Origin of the sequence: Paracoccus sp. (in: a-proteobacteria), from assembly GCF_030538655.1 — a bacterium.
Lineage (GTDB): Bacteria > Pseudomonadota > Alphaproteobacteria > Rhodobacterales > Rhodobacteraceae > Paracoccus.
Window position 1 is genome coordinate 130,231 of record NZ_JAUNTO010000004.1, and the last position, 18,025, is coordinate 148,255.

Consider the following 18,025-nt stretch of genomic DNA (forward strand, 5'->3'; position numbering starts at 1 on the left):
ATTTACAATTCGCGTTCCGTTTCCGTCAATAAATTTACAAAATTTTCCTTTCAAAAAAAGTATTTACGCGCGACACCTCTATGTGATTAACATGGCGCGAGGGATGTTGTTTCCGATTGCGATCTGCGCCGGATCGGCAACAATAAAAGTCTTACAGACGAGAGGAGGGGGTCTCGTGACCGATCAAGCTACTGAAAAGCATCCGATTCCGCCGGGTTTTGAAAACGCGCATATCTCGCCCGAGAAATACCGCGCGATGTATGACGAATCGATTGAAGATCCCGAAGGGTTCTGGGGCCGCGAAGGCAGGCGGCTGGACTGGATCGAGCCTTATACCAAGGTCAAGGACACCGATTTCACCTTTGGCAAGGTCAAGATCAAGTGGTTCGAGGATGGCGTTCTGAACGCCTGCTATAACTGCGTGGACCGGCATCTGGCCGACCGCGCGCTGCAAACGGCGATCATTTTCGAACCCGATGATCCCGCGACCCCGGCGCAGCATATCACCTATAAGGAACTGTCCGAAAAGGTGAACCGGATGGCCAACGTGCTGCTGTCGCAGGGCGTGATGCGCGGCGACCGGGTGGTGATCTATCTGCCGATGATCCCCGAGGCGGCCTATGCCATGCTGGCCTGCGCGCGGATCGGGGCGATCCATTCCATCGTCTTCGCTGGTTTCTCGCCCGATGCGCTGGCCAACCGGATCAACGATTGCGGGGCCAAGCTGGTCATCACCGCCGACACCGCCCCCCGTGGCGGGCGGCGGACGCCGTTAAAATCAAACACCGACGCCGCCTTGCTGCATTGTTCCGATAAGGTGCGCTGTCTGGTGGTGAAACACACCGGCGATCAGACGACCTGGGTGCAGGGCCGCGATGTGGACGTGCTGGCGCTGATGGAACAGGTCAGCCCCGAATGCCCGCCGCGCCCGATGGGGGCCGAAGACCCGCTGTTTATCCTTTACACCAGTGGTTCCACCGGCAAGCCCAAGGGCGTTGTCCATACCACCGGCGGCTATCTGGTCTATGCCTCGATGACGCATCAGCATGTCTTTGATTACAAGGACGGCGATGTGTTCTGGTGCACGGCCGATGTGGGCTGGGTCACGGGGCACAGCTATATCGTTTACGGGCCGCTGGCGAATGGCGCGACGACGGTGATGTTCGAAGGCGTGCCGACCTTTCCCGACGCGGGCCGGTTCTGGGAGGTCTGCGAAAAGCATGGCGTGACCCAGTTCTATACCGCGCCAACCGCGATCCGGTCGCTGATGGGCAAGGGCGAGGAATGGCCCGCGAAATACGACCTGTCCAAGCTGCGCGTGCTGGGTTCCGTGGGCGAGCCGATCAACCCCGAGGCATGGAACTGGTATGACAAGAACATCGGCAAGGGCAAATGCCCGATTGTCGATACCTTCTGGCAGACCGAAACCGGCGGGCACATGATTACCGCGCTGCCCGGCGCGACCGAAGCCAAGCCGGGGTCCGCGACCAACCCCTATTTCGGGGTCAAGCCGGTGGTGCTGGATGCGCAGACGGGCCGCAAGTTGCAGGAAACCGAAGCCGAGGGCGTGCTGTGTTTCAGCGACAGCTGGCCTGGACAGATGCGCACACTGTGGGGCGATCACGACCGCTTTCAAGAGGCGTATTTCCAGCAATACAAGGGCTATTACTTCAGCGGCGACGGCTGTCGGCGCGACAGTGACGGCTATTACTGGATCACCGGGCGGGTGGATGACGTCATCAACGTCAGCGGCCACCGCATGGGCACGGCCGAGGTGGAATCGGCGCTGGTCGCCCATGAAAAGGTCGCCGAGGCCGCTGTGGTCGGCTATCCGCATCCGCTGAAGGGGCAGGGCATCTATGCCTATGTCACCCTGATGAACGGGATCGAGCCGTCCGATGAACTGCGCGCCGATCTGGTGAAATGGGTGCGCACGGAAATCGGCCCCATCGCCAGCCCGGACCTGATCCAGTGGTCTCCGGGCCTGCCCAAGACCCGTTCCGGCAAGATCATGCGCCGTATTCTGCGCAAGATCGCCGAAAACGACTTTGGCAGCCTTGGCGACACCTCGACGCTGGCTGAACCCGGCGTTGTGGATGAGCTGATCGAAAATCGGATGAACCGGGGCTGAACAAGGCGGGGCGCCCTTGTGCGCCCCTTTTGCCCCGGCAAACGCACCCGGAAATTGCCGCGCACCGGGTGCGCCTGACCAGCGCGGCAGGGTGGGACATGTCTAAAAGGGAGGGAACCATAAAGACATGAGCGACAAGCATTCATCAAATGCCTATTGGGCGGCAAACGTGCGGATCATCTGGATCTGCCTTGCCATCTGGGCGCTGGTTTCGTTCGGCTTCGGGATCATCCTGCGGCCGATGTTGCAGGGGATTCCCGTGGGGGGCAGTGATCTTGGCTTCTGGTTCGCGCAGCAAGGCTCGATCCTGGTCTTTATCGTGCTGATCTTCTGGTATGCGTGGCGGATGAACCGTCTCGACCGTGAATACGGCGTGGACGAATAAGGGGCGGATCATGGACCAATTTACGCTTAACCTGATCGTCATCGGGATTACCTTTGCGATCTATATCGGCATCGCCCTGTGGGCGCGGGCCGGTTCTACCGCCGAATTCTATGCCGCAAACCAGGGCGTTCATCCGGTGATGAACGGCATGGCGACGGGCGCGGACTGGATGTCGGCGGCCTCGTTCATCTCGATGGCGGGTCTGATTGCCTTTGTGGGCTATGACAACTCGTCCTATCTGATGGGCTGGACCGGCGGCTATGTGCTGTTGGCGCTGCTGCTGGCGCCTTACCTGCGCAAGTTCGGCAAGTTCACCGTGCCGGAATTCATCGCGGATCGTTTCTATTCGCAGACCGCGCGTCTGGTCGGGGTGATCTGTCTGATTATCATTTCGACCACCTACGTGATCGGTCAGATGACCGGCGTGGGCGTGACCTTTTCGCGCTATCTTGAGGTGTCGAACGCCACGGGTCTGTGGATCGGCGCGGCGCTGGTATTCGCCTATGCGGTGCTGGGCGGCATGAAGGGCATTACCTATACGCAGGTGGCGCAATATATCGTGCTGATTATCGCCTATACCATTCCGGCGGTGTTCATCTCGCTGCAACTGACGGGCAACTTCTTCCCGCAGCTGGGGCTGATCGGCACGCATAGCGGGTCGGACATGCTGTTCCTGCACAAGCTGGATCAGGTGGTGACGGATCTGGGCTTCCGGTCTTATACCGGGCACCATCTGGGCACCTTCAACATGCTGCTGTTCACGCTGTCGCTGATGATCGGCACGGCGGGTCTGCCGCATGTCATCATCCGGTTCTTTACCGTGCCGAAAGTGTCTGACGCGCGGTCCTCGGCCGGGTGGGCGCTGGTGTTCATCGCGCTGCTGTATACGGTCGCTCCGGCGGTCGGTTCGATGGCGCGTCTGAACCTGTCCACGACCATGTGGCCGGGTGCGGAAACGGGCCAGACCTTCAGCCAGCCCGCGGTGTCGCTGACCGACATCGAAACCGCGCCGCATCTGCAATGGATGCGCACCTGGCAGACCACCGGCCTGCTGGCGTGGGAAGACAAGAACGGCGACGGTCTCATCCAGTATTACAACGAGGCAGGCGTGGCGAATTCGCCCGAGTTGCAGCGTGTGATCGAGGAACAGGGGCTGGTCGGCAACGAACTGACCACCGTCAACAATGACATCATGGTTCTGGCCAACCCGGAAATCGCCAACCTGCCGGGTTGGGTTATCGCCATCGTGGCGGCCGGTGCGCTGGCGGCGGCGCTGTCCACGGCGGCGGGGCTGCTGCTGGCGATTTCGTCGGCGGTGTCGCATGACCTGATTAAAAAGACGCTGAATCCGAATATCTCGGAAAAGCAGGAACTGCTGTATGCGCGTATCTCGATGGCGGTCGCCATTCTGGTTGCGACGCTGCTGGGGCTGAACCCGCCGGGCTTTGCCGCGCAGACCGTGGCGCTGGCCTTTGGTATCGCGGCCGCCACGATCTTCCCGGCGCTGATGATGGGTATCTTCAGCAAGACCATCACCGGCAAGGGTGCGGTCTGGGGCATGATCGTCGGTCTGGTTTCGACCTGCGTCTATATCTTCATCTACAAGGGCTGGTTCTTTATCCCCGGCACCAACCAGCTTGAGGATATTCCGGCCAACTGGATCATGGGCGTCGGTCCGCAGTCCTTTGGTGCCATCGGCGCGCTGCTGAACTTTGTGGTCGCTTATCTGATCTCGAAGTCTGACAAGCCGGTGCCGCAGGATGTGCAAGACCTGATCGACTCGGTCCGCGTGCCGCGCGGCGCGGGTGCGGCGCAGTCGCACTGATCTTTGAACTGGCCGCGCCCCCTGCCTTGGGGGCGCGGTTTCCAAAGCGGGTATTCGGGCAAGCAAGTATCCCGACCCGTGTTCGCAAAGGGGCAAGCGGTGGAAAAGATCACAGCCTTTATCGAAACGGTTCACCCCTATGACAGCCTGTCGCGGGAAGAGCTGGCGCGTGTCGCCGGCTCCTTCAGCCGCAGGACTTATGCCGCAGGCGAGACGATTTACGCCCAGGGCGATCTGCTGCCCGGTCTGTATCTGATCGAGACCGGGCAGATCGCCGTGACGGATGCCAACGGCGATTCCGTGTCAGAACTGGGGCCGCGCAATTCCTTTGGCGAACGCGGTTTGCTGCGTGATGGGGTGGCGGTGACGAATGCGACGGCGGCGACGGACAGCACGGTTCTGATGCTGCCCCGCGATACGGTGATGGAATTGATCGCCAGCACCCCGGCGGTGGCGCGGTTTTTTGACCGGGGCAAGGGGCCTGCGGATCGCGGCGCGCCGATTGCCACGCTGAAAGTGTCTGACCTGCTGAACCGTGGCGCCGTGTCCTGCCCGCCAGATACAACGGTGGTTCAGGCGGCGCAGCAAATGCGCGATGCCCATGTCAGCAGCCTTGGCGTCACCGATGAAACGGGCGCGCTGATCGGGATCGTCACCATCCGCGATATGTCGAACCGCGTGGTGGCCGATGGCATGTCCCCTGATGCGGCCGTCAGCCAGATCATGACCGCGAACCCGATTACGCTGTCGCCCGCCTCGCTTGGCTATGACGTGCTGAACCTGATGTTGGAACGGCGCATCGGGCATTTGCCGGTGATTGAAAACGGTCGTTTTGTCGGGATGATTACCCAGACCGATCTGATGCGGGTGCAGGCGGTGTCGGCATCCGTGCTGATCCGCGAGGTGGCGGATGCCCGCAACGTGGCCGAGATGGCCTTGGTGACGCGGCGCATCCCCGAACTGCTGGTCTCGCTGGTCGCCGGCCATCAGCGGCACGAGGTTGTGACGCGGATGATCACCGACATCGCCGATGCGGTGACGCGCCGCCTGCTGCGTCTGGCCGAGGACCGGCTTGGCCCGCCGCCCGCCGCCTATCTGTGGGCGGCCTGCGGGTCGCAGGGGCGGCAGGAACAGACCGGCGTATCGGATCAGGACAACTGCCTGATTCTGGCCGAGGGGGCGGATGCGGACGAGCCCTATTTCGCCGAACTGGCACGGATCGTCAGCGATGGCCTGAACGAATGCGGCTATGTCTATTGCCCCGGCGATATGATGGCGACGAACCCGCGTTGGCGGCAGCCTCTGCCGGTCTGGCGCAGCTATTTCAGGGGCTGGATCGACAAGCCCTCGCCCGAGGCGCAGATGCTGGCCAGCGTCATGTTCGATCTGCGCGCCATCGGCGGGGATGAAACCCTGCTGGAAGGATTGCATACCGATACGCTGGACATGGCGGCGCGCAATTCGATCTTTGTGGCGCATATGGTGTCGAACTCGCTGAAACATCGCCCGCCTCTGGGGCTGATCGGCGGCTTTGCCACGGTGCGCTCGGGCGAGCATCGTCACGAGATCGACATGAAGATGAACGGCGTCGTGCCGATCACCGATCTGGCGCGTGTCTATGCGCTGCAAGGGCGGCTGATGGCGGTCAACACCCGTGCCCGGCTGGAGGTGGCGACCGAAGCCGGGGTGGTGTCGCAAACCGGCGGGCGTGATCTGATCGCGGCCTATGATCTGATCCAGACCATACGGCTGGAGGCGCAGGCCGCCGAGGTGCGCGCGGGCAAAAAGCCCGACAACTTTCTGGCCCCCGCCGCGCTGCCTGATTTTGAACGCAGTCACCTGCGCGATGCCTTTGTGGTGGTGCGCGGGATGCAATCGGCCATCGGCCACGGCAAGGGGATGCTGGGATGAACAGTGCGGCCGACGGCATTGCCGCCGATATTCTGGGCGTGGTCGGGATTGCGATTGGCACGGCGGCGCTGTTGTTTGCGCTGATGCACGGTCTGCGCAAGGCGGGGGTTGATCTGCCGCGCTGGCTGCTGCCTGCGGGGATCGGTGCGGCGATGATTCTCTATTCCGTCTGGAACGATTACGCCTGGTATGGCCGCATGGTGGACCGGCTGCCCGCCGAAGCCGAAGTGCTGGTCAGCGGCCAGACCAGCTTTCCCTGGGCGCCGTGGTCCTATGTGGTGCCGGTGACGGTGCGCTATGCCACGCTGGACCGGGGCAGCATAACGACCGGCGCGGATGGTGTGCGCAGCGCGCAGATCACGCTGATCGAACGGCGCGGCAAGGGCTATATGATCCGGCAGGATTTCGATTGCGCGGGTGAGAGGATGCGCCTGCCGCAAGGGGAATGGCAGGTGGCCGCGCCGGATGACCCGGCTTTTGCCGCCGTATGCAAGGGGGGATAGGGAGGTGTCATGGCGCGCATCATGGTGATCGAGGACGAGGATAACATCGCCATCGCGCTGGATTATCTGCTCAGCCGTGAGGGGTATAACCATTCCCGGCTGGCAACCGGGGCCGGCGCGGTCGAGGCGATCCGGGCCGAACGACCTGATCTGGTGCTGCTGGATGTGATGCTGCCCGAGGTCTCGGGTTATCAGATCGTGCAGGATCTGCGGGCCGATCCCGATCTGAAATCGGTGCGGGTGCTGATGATGACTGCGCGCGGCTCGGTGGTGGAACGGCGCAAGGGGCTGGCGCTTGGGGCCGATGGCTTTATCGCCAAACCGTTCGAGCTGTCGGAGTTGCGCGCCGAAATGACACGGCTGTTGGAACAGGGGGCCGCCTGATGCTGACGCGCCTGTCGTTGCGGCTGCGCGTTCTGCTGATCTTTCTGGGCCTGTCGGCGGGTGTCGCGGCGATGTTTGCCCTTGGGCTGCTGTTGGCCGGGCGGCGGTTGACCGAGGCCAACCTTGGCTATCTGGGGCAAACAGTGCCGGGGGCGTCTGCGGCGTTGACGGCGGCCGGGGTGGTCGGTGTCTTTGGTGCGGCGGTGCTGATCGTCGGGGTGTGGTATCTGTTCGACCGCAATGTCGCCAAACCGATCGAGACCTTGGCCGGGGGGCTGCGCACCGGCGCCGCCCCGGATCTAGAGGAATCACGCTATCTGGCCGATCTTGGCCCCGCGGCCCATGCGGCCGCCGAGGCGCGCGCGCAGCAGGCCGAGCGGCTGGCGGCAGCGATTCAGGAACATGCCTCGGATCTGGCGCGGGAAAAGACGACGCTTGAGGCGATCTTGTCGGATTTCGGCGCGGGTGCGGTGATGACCGACAATGCCGGGCGGGTGGTGTTCTATAACGCGTCGGCGGCGCGTCTGCTGCCTGGTCTGGGTCTGGACCGCCCGCTGGACCGTTTCCTGCGATCCGGGGCGGTGGATGCGGCGCGGGCGCGGCTGGCGGCAGGGGCCGAGGCCACCGATCTGACATGCATCACCACGCATGACGACACCCTGACCGGGCGGATGCGGGCGCTGGATGGGGCGATTCTGCTGATCCTGCGCGACCGCCCTGCCGACAGGCCGATGTCGCGTTCGGCGCTGGAATCGCTGCGGCGGCATTCGGCGACGCTGATTCCGATGCTGGAAACGCTGGACGGTCCGATCCCGCCCGCGCTTGCCCAAGCTTTGCAGGCCGAGGGGCAGGGGCTGGCCCGTGCCATGCGCGATCTGTCTCAGGCCATGGCCGAGACGGCCCCGGCGGCGCGTGCCTCATTAAAGGAACTGGCCACCGGACTGGTTCTGGCGGACGATGCCCCCGCCGTCGATTTTCTGGCGGATGCCGGGGCGATGAACGCGCTGCTGGTCATGCTGAACAACTGCCTGCGGGCCGAGGGGTATGAGCCGTGCCTGACCGTCGAACCCGGCGAAACCGGCTCGGGCGAGGCGCATCTGGTGCTGCATTGGCAGGGCAAGGCGCTGCCGATGGACCGGCTGGAGGCGTGGCTGGATACGCCGCCCGACCCCGACCTGCCCGAACGCACCGGCGCGGACCTGCTGTCGGCGCAGGCCACCGGCATCTGGGCCGAGGCGCTGAACGGTGATGGCCGCCTGATCCTGCCTTTGCCGGTTGCGCGTGCCGGTGGTGGTGGCGGTGGGCTGACCTATGATTTTGCCTTGGCCGGGCGCGGGGCGGCATCGTCGCGGCTGGCGGATCTGACCTGCGTGGTCTTTGATACCGAAACCACCGGGCTGTCACCGTCAGACCGGATCGTGCAGATCGCCGGGGTGCGCATCGCGCGCGGGCGACTGACCGGCGAGCGGTTTGACACGCTGGTCAATCCGGGTCGCCCGATCCCGCCCGCCTCGACCGCGGTGCATCACGTCACCGATGAAATGGTGGCCGATGCACCCGATATGACGGCGGCGCTGAACGCCTTTCACCACTTTGCCGAAGGGGCGGTTCTGGTCGCCCATAACGCGCCGTTCGATATGGGCTTTCTACGCTCGGCCGCACCGGAAACCGGGGCGCATTTTGATAACCGCGTGCTGGATACGGTGCTGCTGTCGGCGATGGTTTACGGGCAATCGGCGGTGCATACGCTGGATGCGCTGACCGAACGGCTGGGCATCGTCATTCCGCCCGAAGACCGCCACACCGCCATGGGCGACACCGTGGCCACCGCCGAGGCGTTCCTGCGCCTGATCGAAGCCCTGTCCGCCAAGGGTCTGGACAGGTTCGAAGATGTGCTGGCAGAGGCCAAAAAGCACCGCCGCCTGATCGAAGATGCCAATATCGTTGCCCATCCGGCGATGGCGCGGGACAAGGCGTGACCGCTGGTTGCACCGGCAGGAGCGTGGCGCTAGCCTGAGCCTTTCGCTGGCAAGAGGTGTGCGATGAACCGTGAACTGGTGCAATGGTCCGGCCCCCAGGGGTTGCCGCGTTTCGATCTGATCGCGGATGATGATTTCGCCGCCGTGGTGGACGCCGAACTGGCTGCTGCCCAGGCCGCGCATGAGGCCATCGCCACCGACCCCGCGCCGCCGGACTTCGCCAATACGCTGGCGGCCATGGAGCAGGCCGAAGACGGGCTGAACCGTGTGCTGGCGGTGTTCTATACGCTGGCCGGGGTCGCCTCGAATCCCGCGCGCGAGGCGTTGCAGCGCGATTTTGCGCCCAAACTGGCCGCTTATGGCAGCAAGATCAGCATGGATGCGCGGCTGTATCGGCGGGTTCAGGCGGTGGCCGAGGCGGGTGGCCTGTCGCCCGAGGATGCCCGTCTGGTCGATCTCAGCTTGCGCGGGTTCCGTCGCTCGGGCGCGGGGCTGGAGGGGGCGTCGCGTGATCGCATGGCCGCGATCCGCAACCGTCTGGCCGTGCTGACCACGCAGTTTTCGCAAAACGTGCTGACGGATGAGAGGGATTATGTCCTGCCGGTGCCCGATGCCGGGCTGGCGGGGCTGCCCGATTGGCTGCTGCGGTCGATGGCGGCGGCGGCGCGCGAACGCGGGATGGATGGCCATGTCGTCACGCTGTCGCGATCGCTGATCGTGCCGTTTCTGGAATATGCGACCGACCGCGCGTTGAGGGAAGCTGCCTTCCGCGCATGGGTGGCGCGTGGGTCAGGGCAGGGTGCGGGCGGCGCAGATACGGATAACGGTGCCATCGTGGCAGAAATTCTGTCGTTGCGCCATGAACGCGCGCGCCTGCTGGGCTATGACGATTTCGCCGCCTACAAGCTGGAACCGGAAATGGCCGGATCGGCGGATCGGGTGCGCGATCTGCTGATGCAGGTCTGGCACCCGGCCCGTGCCCGCGCCGAACAGGATCAGGCCGCCCTGACCGAGATGCTGCGTGCTGACGGCATCAACGGCGCGTTGGAACCGTGGGACTGGCGCCATTATGCCGAACGTCGCCGCCGCGCTGAACACGATCTGGATGAGGCGGAGATCAAGCCCTATCTGACGCTGGACGCCATGCTGGGCGCCGTATTCGACACCGCTAACCGCCTGTTCGGGCTAGAGTTTCAGCCATTCGACGCGCCGCTGTGGGATAGGTCGGCGCGGGCGTGGCGGGTGATGCGCGACGGGCGGCAGATGGCGATTTTCATCGGCGATTACTATGCCCGGCCCGGCAAGCGGTCGGGGGCATGGTGTTCGGCGATGCAGATGCAGCACAAGATTGGCGCGGGGCAGCGGCCCATCGTGGTGAACGTCTGCAACTTTACTCCGCCTGCCAGCGACGGCGCGCCGGCCTTTCTGTCATGGGACGATGCCAAGACGCTGTTCCACGAATTCGGCCATGCGACGCACCATATCCTGTCGGATGTAACCTGGCCTTCGCTGGCGGGCACCTCGGTCGCGCGGGACTTTGTGGAACTGCCCAGCCAGCTTTATGAACATTGGCTGGATCAGCCGCAGGTGTTGCAGGCCCATGCCCGGCATTTTGAAACTGGTGCGCCGATGCCCGATGCGCTGCGCCAGCGTATTCTGGATGCCGACCGGGCCGGGCAGGGCTTTGCCTCGATGGAGTATCTGCAATCGGCGCTGGTCGATCTGGATTTTCACAGCGCCACCCCGCCCGATGACCCGATGGCGCGTCAGGCGCGACTGCTGGCTGAACTGGACGCGCCGCCTGCCATCCCCATGCGCCACGCCACACCGCATTTCAGCCATGTGTTTTCGGGCGACGGATATTCTGCCGGGTATTACAGCTATCTGTGGTCCGAGGTCATGGATGCCGATGCCTTTGCCGCGTTCGAGGAAACCGGCGATGTGTTCGATCCGGCAACGGCAAAGCGGCTGGAAGATACGATCCTGTCGCGCGGCGGATCAGCCCCGGCCGAAGACCTGTGGCTGGCCTTTCGCGGCAAGATGCCGGGCGTCGAACCGCTGCTGCGCGGGCGCGGCCTGATCTGAACCCGACGCGACCCCTGTATCAATACGCAAAAAGCGGCGGGCTGACTTGCCCGCCGATGCAAGGGTTCTGCTGATCCCTGTCCGAAATCACGGGCAGGGATGCGCCGCCCCTTATACCGTTGCGCCCCGATGGCGGATGGCGCAGCCCAATATGGCAAAGGTGATGCCGACCGCGATGGCGATGCTCATCTCATAGGTGAACAGAACCGTCCGGTCGCTGAAGATAAAGGTCTGGATCACGCCGACCACGGCCCCGGCCAGTGCGGCAATGATCCAGTTTCGGGTCATCATCCCGAAGGCAAGGCCAAGGATGCCCGGAAAGCCGATGACATTGCTGCCAAGGGTGCCAAGAAAATCAAGAAAGCTGAGCATGGCGGGGGGGTTCCCTGTTGGGCAGACCGCCGGGCGGCCTGCGAAATCTGTTACTGCGACGCGGTGCTGATCCACGATTGAACCGCTGCCATATCGGACGGAGGCGCAGCGATAACGCCCTGTTCGGTCAGCTCGTTCACGACACGGCGGTATTCCTCTTGCGAGCCGGGGGCCAGCTTGTGCGCGATGCCCTGATGGCAGTCGATGCAGGTCATGCCGGTGTCGATGGCGCGCTGATGCGAATCTGCCGCGCGGCGTTCCTGCATGGTAAAGTCCATATAATCAAAGGCATGGCAGTTGCGACATTCGCGGCTGTCGGATGCCTTCATCTTGCGCCACACGGCGGATGCCATGGCCAGACGGTGTTCCTCGTATTTCTCGGGGGTGGAAATGGTGCCGGCGATTTCGTGGTAAACGTCCTTTACCGCCATGATCTTGGCCTTGATCTTGTGGTTCCATTCATGCGGGACGTGGCAATCCGAACAGATCGCCCGCACGCCGGAATGGTTGTTATAGTGAACCGTCTCGCGGTATTCGCCCAGGTTCACCTCCATCGTGTGACACGAGGTGCAGAACTCTTCGGTGTTGGTCATTTCCAGCGACCAGTGGAACCCGCCCCAGAACAGGATGCCGCCGATAAAGCCCGCGATCAGCAGAAAGCCGATGCTGAGAACCGAAGTCGGGCTGAAGAACCCGTCCCATAGCCTGCGCAGGATGTTGCGCTTGGGTGCGCCATTTTGATCCGCCATCACTTTCCCCCTTTATGTCAGTTGCCGGTGGACGGCTGGAAGATGTTGCGCACCAGATCGGGCGCGTTGGCCTGCGGCACATGGCAGGCGTTGCAGAACCAGCGGGTGCCGGGGATCTGGTCAAGCTGATTGCCCTCGCGGTCCTGATAATGCGTCATCGACAGGGTGGGCGCGCCACGTTCACCGGCATTGGTCCAGTCGTGGCAGGCAAGGCACTGGTTGTTGCGCATGTCGATCTGATACTGGTCGATGCTATGCGGCACCAAGGGCGGTTGCTGGCGATAGTTACGCGACATCCGCCCCTCCAGCTGGCGATGGATGTCGTCGGCAGGCAGCACCTGCTGAACATCGGCACCGCGCAGGGTGCGCACCTCGCCCGAGGACTGGGCTGTTGCCAGACCAGTCAGGGTCAGCAGGATTGCGGTTGCGGAAACTCCGGCAAGGACCACTAGCTTCATCTGGATTCTCCGTTGCATATCAGGCGGCTTTTTGATCGGGGGCATCAGCCGGGGGGCTGACGCGGTTGTCGAAACGATGGGTGAAGTTAAAGACGTTGACCGAACAGACGTCGATGCAGCGCCCGCAATTGGTGCAGTCAGGCGACAGGATCAGCGGTGTGTCGTGGCCCTTGCCACGCAGCGCGGGCGAGATCACCTGATTTTCCGGGCAGACGGCAAAGCAATCCATACAGTCATCGCAGGCCGCGCGGTTACGGGCGCTGACGCGCAACAGGCTTTTGCTGCCGACAAAGCTGTAAAAGGCACCGACCGGGCAGATATGCCCGCACCAGCCGCGCCGCGACACCAGCAGATCGAACAGGAACACGGCGGCGACCATGGCCCAGACAAAGCCCATGCCAAACACCAGCCCGCGATGCAGCATGGTCACGGGGTTCACGATTTCCCATGCGATAGCGCCCGTCAGCGCAGAGACCGCCAGCACCGTGCCAAGCAGCCAGAACCGCGTGCTGCGCTTGGGTTGCCAGCCTTTTTGCAGGCCAAGCCGGTCGTGCAGCCAATGCGCCGCATCCGTCACCGGGTTGATCGGGCAGACCCATGAACAATAAACCCGCCCGCCGATCAGCGCATAGGCCGCCAGCACGATCACCCCGCCGACCAGCGCGGTCAGTTCGGGCCAATGCCCCGCGACGATGGCTTGCAGCAGGATCAGCGGGTCGGTCAGCGGCAGCACGTCCAGCGTGCGCGACCCGGCCAGATTGCCCGCGACCCACCAGATGCCGAACCACGGCCCCAGCAGGAACAGCAGCAGAAAGCCCGCCTGACTGATCCGGCGCAGGATCAGGAAACGATGCGCGCCGATCCAGCCTTTTGCCTCGATCGCCTCGCGTCCGGCAGCCCTAGCAGAAACGGTGGCTTTGGTGGTGGGTTTCATTGGCCACCTCCGCCCGGCAGTTGGAAGGTGGGCACGAAATCGCCGCCGCCCATGTCCATCGGGTTCAGCGCCGGATCAAGCGAGGGCAGCGTGGGCGCGCCTTCGGGCAGGCGGGCGGGCAGGCCCTGTATCCCCTCGACCACCGGGCCGCCCTTGCGTTCCTGTTCTTCCCACCCGCGCAAGTAATGTTCCGCCGATGATCCCCGCGCCAGCCGGATGGGCAGCACCTTGATCGCGGCTTCGGGCAGGACGCAGGCCTTTTCACAGACGCCGCAGCCGGTGCAGTGGTCGGCGTGGACAGTGGGGGCAAAGATGGCGTGATGGCCCGAACGCGGGTTGTGCGACATGTCCAACGTGATCGCCTTGTCGATCACCGGGCAGACGCGATAGCAGACATCGCAGCGCAGCCCCAGAAAGTTCAGGCAATTTTCCTGATCGACCAGAACAGCGGTGCCCATACGCGCATCGTCGATATTGGTCAGCGCCGGGTCCAGCGCGCCAGTGGGGCAGGCGGCGACGCATGGAATATCGTCGCACATCTCGCACGGAATATCACGGGCGGTGAAATAGGGGGTGCCGGTGGCCGGGCCGTCGCGGCCCAGTTCGGCCAGCACCAGGGTGTCATAGGGACAATCGCGCACACACAGCCCGCAACGGATGCAGGCAGCCAGAAAATCGCGTTCAGGCAGCGCGCCGGGCGGGCGCAGTGCCTCGGCCGGCAGGGCGCGGGCGTCGCGGGCCAGCCATGCCAGCCCCGCCCCCGCCACCAGACAGCCGCCCGCCATCCGCGCGGTATCCGTCAGGAACCGGCGGCGGTCGGGGTGGGCTGGCTTGGCGGCGGGTCGCATGGCTGGCGTCTTTCAATGGCTGGCCACGGATCAGGCGCGTTCGACCTTGCAGGCGCATTTCTTGAAGTCTGTCTCTTTCGACAGAGGACAAGTCGCGTCCAGCGTCAGCATGTTGATAAGCTGGCTTTCGTCAAAGAACGGCACGAACACCAGCCCGCGCGGCGGTTTATTCCGCCCCCGCGTTTCCAACCGGCTGAGCATTTCCCCGCGCGGGCTGGAAATGCGGATGTCCTGCCCGCGACGCAAGCCGCGGTCGGCAGCATCATCGGGGTGCATGAACACCACCGCCGAGGGGAAGGCCCGGTGCAGTTCCGGCACGCGGCGGGTCATCGACCCGGAATGCCAATGTTCCAGCACCCGCCCCGTGCACAACCACAGGTCGAACTCTTCGTTGGGTTCCTCGGCTGCGGGTTCATAGGGGGCAAAAATCAGCTTGGCCTTTTTGTCGGGGTAGCCATAGAACTGCACGCCCGACCCGGCCTCGACATAGGGGTCGTAACCTTCGCGGAAACGATACAGCGTTTCCTTGCCATCGACGACCGGCCAACGCAGCCCGCGCGCCTGATGATAGGTCTCGAACGGGGCCAGATCATGCGCATGGCCCCGGCCAAAGGCGGCATATTCCTCGAACAGGCCCTTTTGGACGTAGAAACCAAAGTGCTGGCTTTCCTGATTGTCAAAGCCCTCGGCCACCTCGGACACCGGGTATTTGTCCACAGTGCCATTGGCGAACAGCACCTCGAACAGCGTCTTGCCGGCCAGTTCGGGTTTCTTGGCGATCAGATCGGCGGGCCAGACCTCTTCGACGGTGAAGCGTTTGGAAAACTCCATCACCTGCCACACGTCCGAGCGCGCCTCGCCCGGAGCCGAAACCTGCTGGCGCCAGAACTGGGTGCGGCGTTCGGCGTTGCCATAGGCGCCCTCTTTTTCCACCCACATGGCGGTGGGCAGGATCAGGTCGGCGGTCATGGTGGTGACGGTCGGGTAGGGGTCCGACACGACGATGAAGTTGTCCGGGTTGCGATAGCCGGGCAGACCTTCCTCGTTCATGTTGGCGGCGGCCTGCATGTTGTTGGTGCATTGCACCCAATAGGCGTTCAGCACCCCGTCTTTCAGCTTGCGATGCTGTTCGACCGCGTGGAAGCCAACCTTGTCGGGGATCGTGCCTTCGGGCAATTGCCACAGGTCTTCGGTATGGCGGCGGTGTTCTTCGTTCGTGACCACCATATCGGCGGGCAGACGGTGGGCAAAGGTCCCCACCTCGCGCGCGGTGCCGCAGGCCGAGGGCTGGCCGGTCAGCGAGAACGGCGAGTTGCCGGGTTCCGAGATCTTGCCGGTCAGCAGATGCACGTTATAGCACAGCGAGTTCACCCAAGACCCGCGCGTATGCTGGTTAAAGCCCATGGTCCACAGCGACATGACCTTGCGGTTCGGGTCGGCATATTGCTGGGCCAGACGTTCCAACTGATGCGCAGGCACGCCGGACAGTTCGGCGACCTTATCGACAGTATATTCCGCCACGGATGCGGCATATTCGTCGAAATCAATCGGCGTCATCGTGCCGTCATTGGGATTCGCCGCCTCTTGTTGCAGCGGCACCTCGTCGCGCAGGCCATAACCGATGTCGGTCGCGGTCTTCATCAGGTTGACGTGGTTGTTCAGGAAATCCCAGTTCACCGCGTCGTTCTGGATGATGTAATTGGCGATATAGTTCAGGATCGCCAGATCGGTCTGCGGCTTGAATACCATGCCATTGTCGGCCAATTCAAAGCTGCGGTGTTCATAAGTGGACAGGACGTGAACTTCGGCCCCCGGCTTGGTCAGGCGCGTGTCGGTCAGGCGCGACCACAGGATCGGGTGCATCTCCGCCATATTGCTGCCCCAAAGGACAAAGGTGTCGGCGGCCTCGAAATCGTCATAACAGCCCATCGGCTCGTCAATGCCAAAGCTGCGCATAAAGCCCACGACGGCGGATGCCATGCAGTGGCGCGCGTTCGGGTCAAGGTTGTTCGACCGAAAGCCCGCCTTCATCAGCTTGGACGCTGCATAGCCTTCCCAGATGGTCCACTGGCCGGAACCGAACATGCCGACCGCTTCGGGGCCTTTGGTGCTCAGCGCCTGTTTCCATTTTTCGGCCATAATGTCAAAGGCTTCGTCCCAGCTGACCGGGGTGAAATCGCCGTTCTTGTCATAGACGCCATTGCGCTTGCGCAGCAGCGGCATGGTCAGCCGGTCCTGACCATACATGATCTTGGACAGGAAATAGCCCTTGATGCAGTTCAGGCCACGGTTCACCGGCGCATCCGGGTCGCCCTGCGTGGCGACGACGCGGCCATCCTTGGTGCCGACCAGCACCGAACAGCCGGTGCCGCAGAACCGGCAGGGCGCCTTGTCCCAGCGGATGTCGGGGGTGCGCACCTGCGCCATGGCCGGGCCGGTCGCCAGCGGAATACCAGCCGCTGCGGCGGTGCTGGCGGCGGCGGTTGCCTTGATGAACGTGCGGCGGGATTGCGAGATGGTCATGCGTCGGTCCTCTGGCTTTCGGGGGCTGGCTGAGAGGCAGCCTGAGCTTGGGTCAGGTCTTCGAAATGATGATAATTCAGGGTCAGCGATAAAACGCCCGGCACCTGATGAACGGCCATGATGATGTCCGAGGCGCGTTTGTCGGCCGTATCCTCGACCACGACGACCAGACGGCCATCATTGGTCGCGGCATGAACTTCGACGCCATCCATGGCCGCAATGGCATCCCGTGCCGAATCAAGCGACGCGGGCGCAACATGGACAAGACAGCCGCAGATATTCATTCTTTTGCCTTTTCTTTTTGAATGGCCGCATGGCGGGCAAAGCCCACAGCCTGATTTGGACAAACACTGGCACAAGCGCCGCAGCCGGTGCATTGACCAAAGTCAATTATGGGCAGCGACCGCCCCCCGACGGCCAGCCGGAACCGGATCGCCAGCGCGTCGCAACTGTCTTCGCAGGCACGGCAATAAACGCCCTGCGCCGACAGGCAGTTGTCCAGCGTTACATTTGCCCGCCATGGCCAGTCCAGCGGCAGGGCAGGGTCCAACGCGCCGGTTTCGCAGGCATCGGCGCAAGCGCGGCAAAAGGTGCAGGCATCGCGATGCAGATCGACCACCGGGCGATGGTCCGCATCGCGCAGAATAATCCCCTGAGGGCAGGCGCGCGCGCAATCGCCGCAGCTTGTGCACAGATCGACCATATCCGCCACCGCCCATGGTGGTTGCATTGCGTCATCATCAAGCCGCTGAAAACGACCTCTGAGGAAATTGCGGCGGGCGGATGGCGTGGCGGACATTGGCTGCGCAACCGGGCTGGATATGAGTTTGCCATATTTTATAGCAAACTCATCCAGATGGCGAGAGTGCGCACAGATTAAATGGATATGTCACCCCGAACATATCGAGTTTCTGCGGCAATGCAAATCAGCCGCAGCC

Annotated in this window: 16 protein-coding genes; 8 read left to right on the top strand and 8 right to left on the bottom strand. The window is 63.2% G+C overall.

Translation table 11 applies throughout. The annotated features are described in order from the left end of the window. The first annotated feature begins 205 nt into the window (after positions 1-205). The 8 genes from acs (at position 206) to Q4G22_RS04480 (ending at position 11,203) form a co-directional block, all read left to right on the top strand. Positions 206-2,131 (top strand): acetate--CoA ligase, encoded by a 1,926-nt coding sequence (acs, locus tag Q4G22_RS04445; protein ID WP_303384727.1) that lies wholly within the window; start codon positions 206-208, stop codon positions 2,129-2,131. Between the two features lie 127 nt (positions 2,132-2,258). Continuing rightward, complete coding sequence (locus Q4G22_RS04450; RefSeq protein ID WP_303384693.1) at positions 2,259-2,516, top strand: DUF4212 domain-containing protein; 258 nt, start codon at positions 2,259-2,261, stop codon at positions 2,514-2,516. 10 nt (positions 2,517-2,526) lie between these two features. Next, complete coding sequence (locus tag Q4G22_RS04455; protein ID WP_303384694.1) at positions 2,527-4,341, top strand: sodium:solute symporter family protein; 1,815 nt, start codon at positions 2,527-2,529, stop codon at positions 4,339-4,341. A 99-nt stretch (positions 4,342-4,440) separates the two neighbouring features. Continuing rightward, on the top strand, positions 4,441-6,252 hold the full coding sequence (locus tag Q4G22_RS04460; protein ID WP_303384695.1) for a DUF294 nucleotidyltransferase-like domain-containing protein: 1,812 nt from the start codon (positions 4,441-4,443) through the stop codon (positions 6,250-6,252). After that, positions 6,249-6,755, top strand: a complete 507-nt coding sequence (locus Q4G22_RS04465) for a hypothetical protein (RefSeq protein ID WP_303384696.1) — start codon at positions 6,249-6,251, stop codon at positions 6,753-6,755. Before Q4G22_RS04460 ends, Q4G22_RS04465 begins: the two co-directional genes overlap by 4 nt. Positions 6,756-6,764: 9 nt before the next feature. After that, the gene (locus tag Q4G22_RS04470) at positions 6,765-7,139 is read left to right on the top strand and encodes a response regulator transcription factor (protein ID WP_303384697.1); all 375 of its coding nucleotides are present in this window, start codon (positions 6,765-6,767) and stop codon (positions 7,137-7,139) included. Next, a complete protein-coding gene (locus Q4G22_RS04475) occupies positions 7,139-9,118 on the top strand; it encodes a 3'-5' exonuclease (protein ID WP_303384698.1) in 1,980 nt (659 codons plus the stop codon). The genes Q4G22_RS04470 and Q4G22_RS04475 overlap by 1 nt, the downstream gene beginning before the upstream one ends. Positions 9,119-9,181: 63 nt before the next feature. Continuing rightward, entirely contained in the window at positions 9,182-11,203 is a 2,022-nt protein-coding gene (locus Q4G22_RS04480) for a M3 family metallopeptidase (RefSeq protein WP_303384699.1), read from the top strand. 111 nt (positions 11,204-11,314) lie between these two features. On the opposite strand, the gene Q4G22_RS04485 is transcribed toward Q4G22_RS04480, so the two are convergent. From Q4G22_RS04485 to napF, 8 genes are read right to left on the bottom strand one after another with little or no spacing between them, the layout of a single operon-like run. Next, positions 11,315-11,575 (bottom strand): hypothetical protein, encoded by a 261-nt coding sequence (locus tag Q4G22_RS04485; RefSeq protein WP_303384700.1) that lies wholly within the window; start codon positions 11,573-11,575, stop codon positions 11,315-11,317. Positions 11,576-11,625: 50 nt separating this feature from the next. After that, entirely contained in the window at positions 11,626-12,324 is a 699-nt protein-coding gene (locus Q4G22_RS04490) for a NapC/NirT family cytochrome c (RefSeq protein ID WP_303384701.1), read from the bottom strand. 17 nt (positions 12,325-12,341) lie between these two features. Then, a complete protein-coding gene (locus Q4G22_RS04495) occupies positions 12,342-12,782 on the bottom strand; it encodes a nitrate reductase cytochrome c-type subunit (protein WP_303384702.1) in 441 nt (146 codons plus the stop codon). 19 nt (positions 12,783-12,801) lie between these two features. Continuing rightward, a complete protein-coding gene (gene napH / locus Q4G22_RS04500) occupies positions 12,802-13,716 on the bottom strand; it encodes a quinol dehydrogenase ferredoxin subunit NapH (RefSeq protein ID WP_303384703.1) in 915 nt (304 codons plus the stop codon). Next, positions 13,713-14,564, bottom strand: a complete 852-nt coding sequence (gene napG, locus Q4G22_RS04505) for a ferredoxin-type protein NapG (protein ID WP_303384704.1) — start codon at positions 14,562-14,564, stop codon at positions 13,713-13,715. The genes napH and napG overlap by 4 nt, the downstream gene beginning before the upstream one ends. Before the next feature lie 30 nt (positions 14,565-14,594). Further along, positions 14,595-17,087, bottom strand: a complete 2,493-nt coding sequence (gene napA / locus Q4G22_RS04510) for a nitrate reductase catalytic subunit NapA (protein ID WP_303384705.1) — start codon at positions 17,085-17,087, stop codon at positions 14,595-14,597. Next, the gene (locus Q4G22_RS04515) at positions 17,084-17,371 is read right to left on the bottom strand and encodes a chaperone NapD (protein WP_303384706.1); all 288 of its coding nucleotides are present in this window, start codon (positions 17,369-17,371) and stop codon (positions 17,084-17,086) included. Before Q4G22_RS04515 ends, napA begins: the two co-directional genes overlap by 4 nt. After that, on the bottom strand, positions 17,368-17,886 hold the full coding sequence (napF, locus tag Q4G22_RS04520) for a ferredoxin-type protein NapF (RefSeq protein WP_303384707.1): 519 nt from the start codon (positions 17,884-17,886) through the stop codon (positions 17,368-17,370). Before napF ends, Q4G22_RS04515 begins: the two co-directional genes overlap by 4 nt. Positions 17,887-18,025 lie beyond the last annotated feature (139 nt).

Bases quoted from the DNA above. Each gene is read 5' to 3' on its own strand.
- Q4G22_RS04450 (WP_303384693.1), top strand. From the start codon at position 2,259: ATGAGCGACAAGCATTCATCAAATGCCTATTGGGCGGCAAACGTGCGG.
- Q4G22_RS04455 (WP_303384694.1), top strand. From the start codon at position 2,527: ATGGACCAATTTACGCTTAACCTGATCGTCATCGGGATTACCTTTGCG.
- Q4G22_RS04465 (WP_303384696.1), top strand. From the start codon at position 6,249: ATGAACAGTGCGGCCGACGGCATTGCCGCCGATATTCTGGGCGTGGTC.
- Q4G22_RS04470 (WP_303384697.1), top strand. From the start codon at position 6,765: ATGGCGCGCATCATGGTGATCGAGGACGAGGATAACATCGCCATCGCG.
- Q4G22_RS04475 (WP_303384698.1), top strand. From the start codon at position 7,139: ATGCTGACGCGCCTGTCGTTGCGGCTGCGCGTTCTGCTGATCTTTCTG.
- Q4G22_RS04480 (WP_303384699.1), top strand. From the start codon at position 9,182: ATGAACCGTGAACTGGTGCAATGGTCCGGCCCCCAGGGGTTGCCGCGT.
- Q4G22_RS04485 (WP_303384700.1), bottom strand. From the start codon at position 11,575: ATGCTCAGCTTTCTTGATTTTCTTGGCACCCTTGGCAGCAATGTCATC.
- Q4G22_RS04490 (WP_303384701.1), bottom strand. From the start codon at position 12,324: ATGGCGGATCAAAATGGCGCACCCAAGCGCAACATCCTGCGCAGGCTA.
- Q4G22_RS04495 (WP_303384702.1), bottom strand. From the start codon at position 12,782: ATGAAGCTAGTGGTCCTTGCCGGAGTTTCCGCAACCGCAATCCTGCTG.
- napH (WP_303384703.1), bottom strand. From the start codon at position 13,716: ATGAAACCCACCACCAAAGCCACCGTTTCTGCTAGGGCTGCCGGACGC.
- napG (WP_303384704.1), bottom strand. From the start codon at position 14,564: ATGCGACCCGCCGCCAAGCCAGCCCACCCCGACCGCCGCCGGTTCCTG.
- napA (WP_303384705.1), bottom strand. From the start codon at position 17,087: ATGACCATCTCGCAATCCCGCCGCACGTTCATCAAGGCAACCGCCGCC.
- Q4G22_RS04515 (WP_303384706.1), bottom strand. From the start codon at position 17,371: ATGAATATCTGCGGCTGTCTTGTCCATGTTGCGCCCGCGTCGCTTGAT.
- napF (WP_303384707.1), bottom strand. From the start codon at position 17,886: ATGTCCGCCACGCCATCCGCCCGCCGCAATTTCCTCAGAGGTCGTTTT.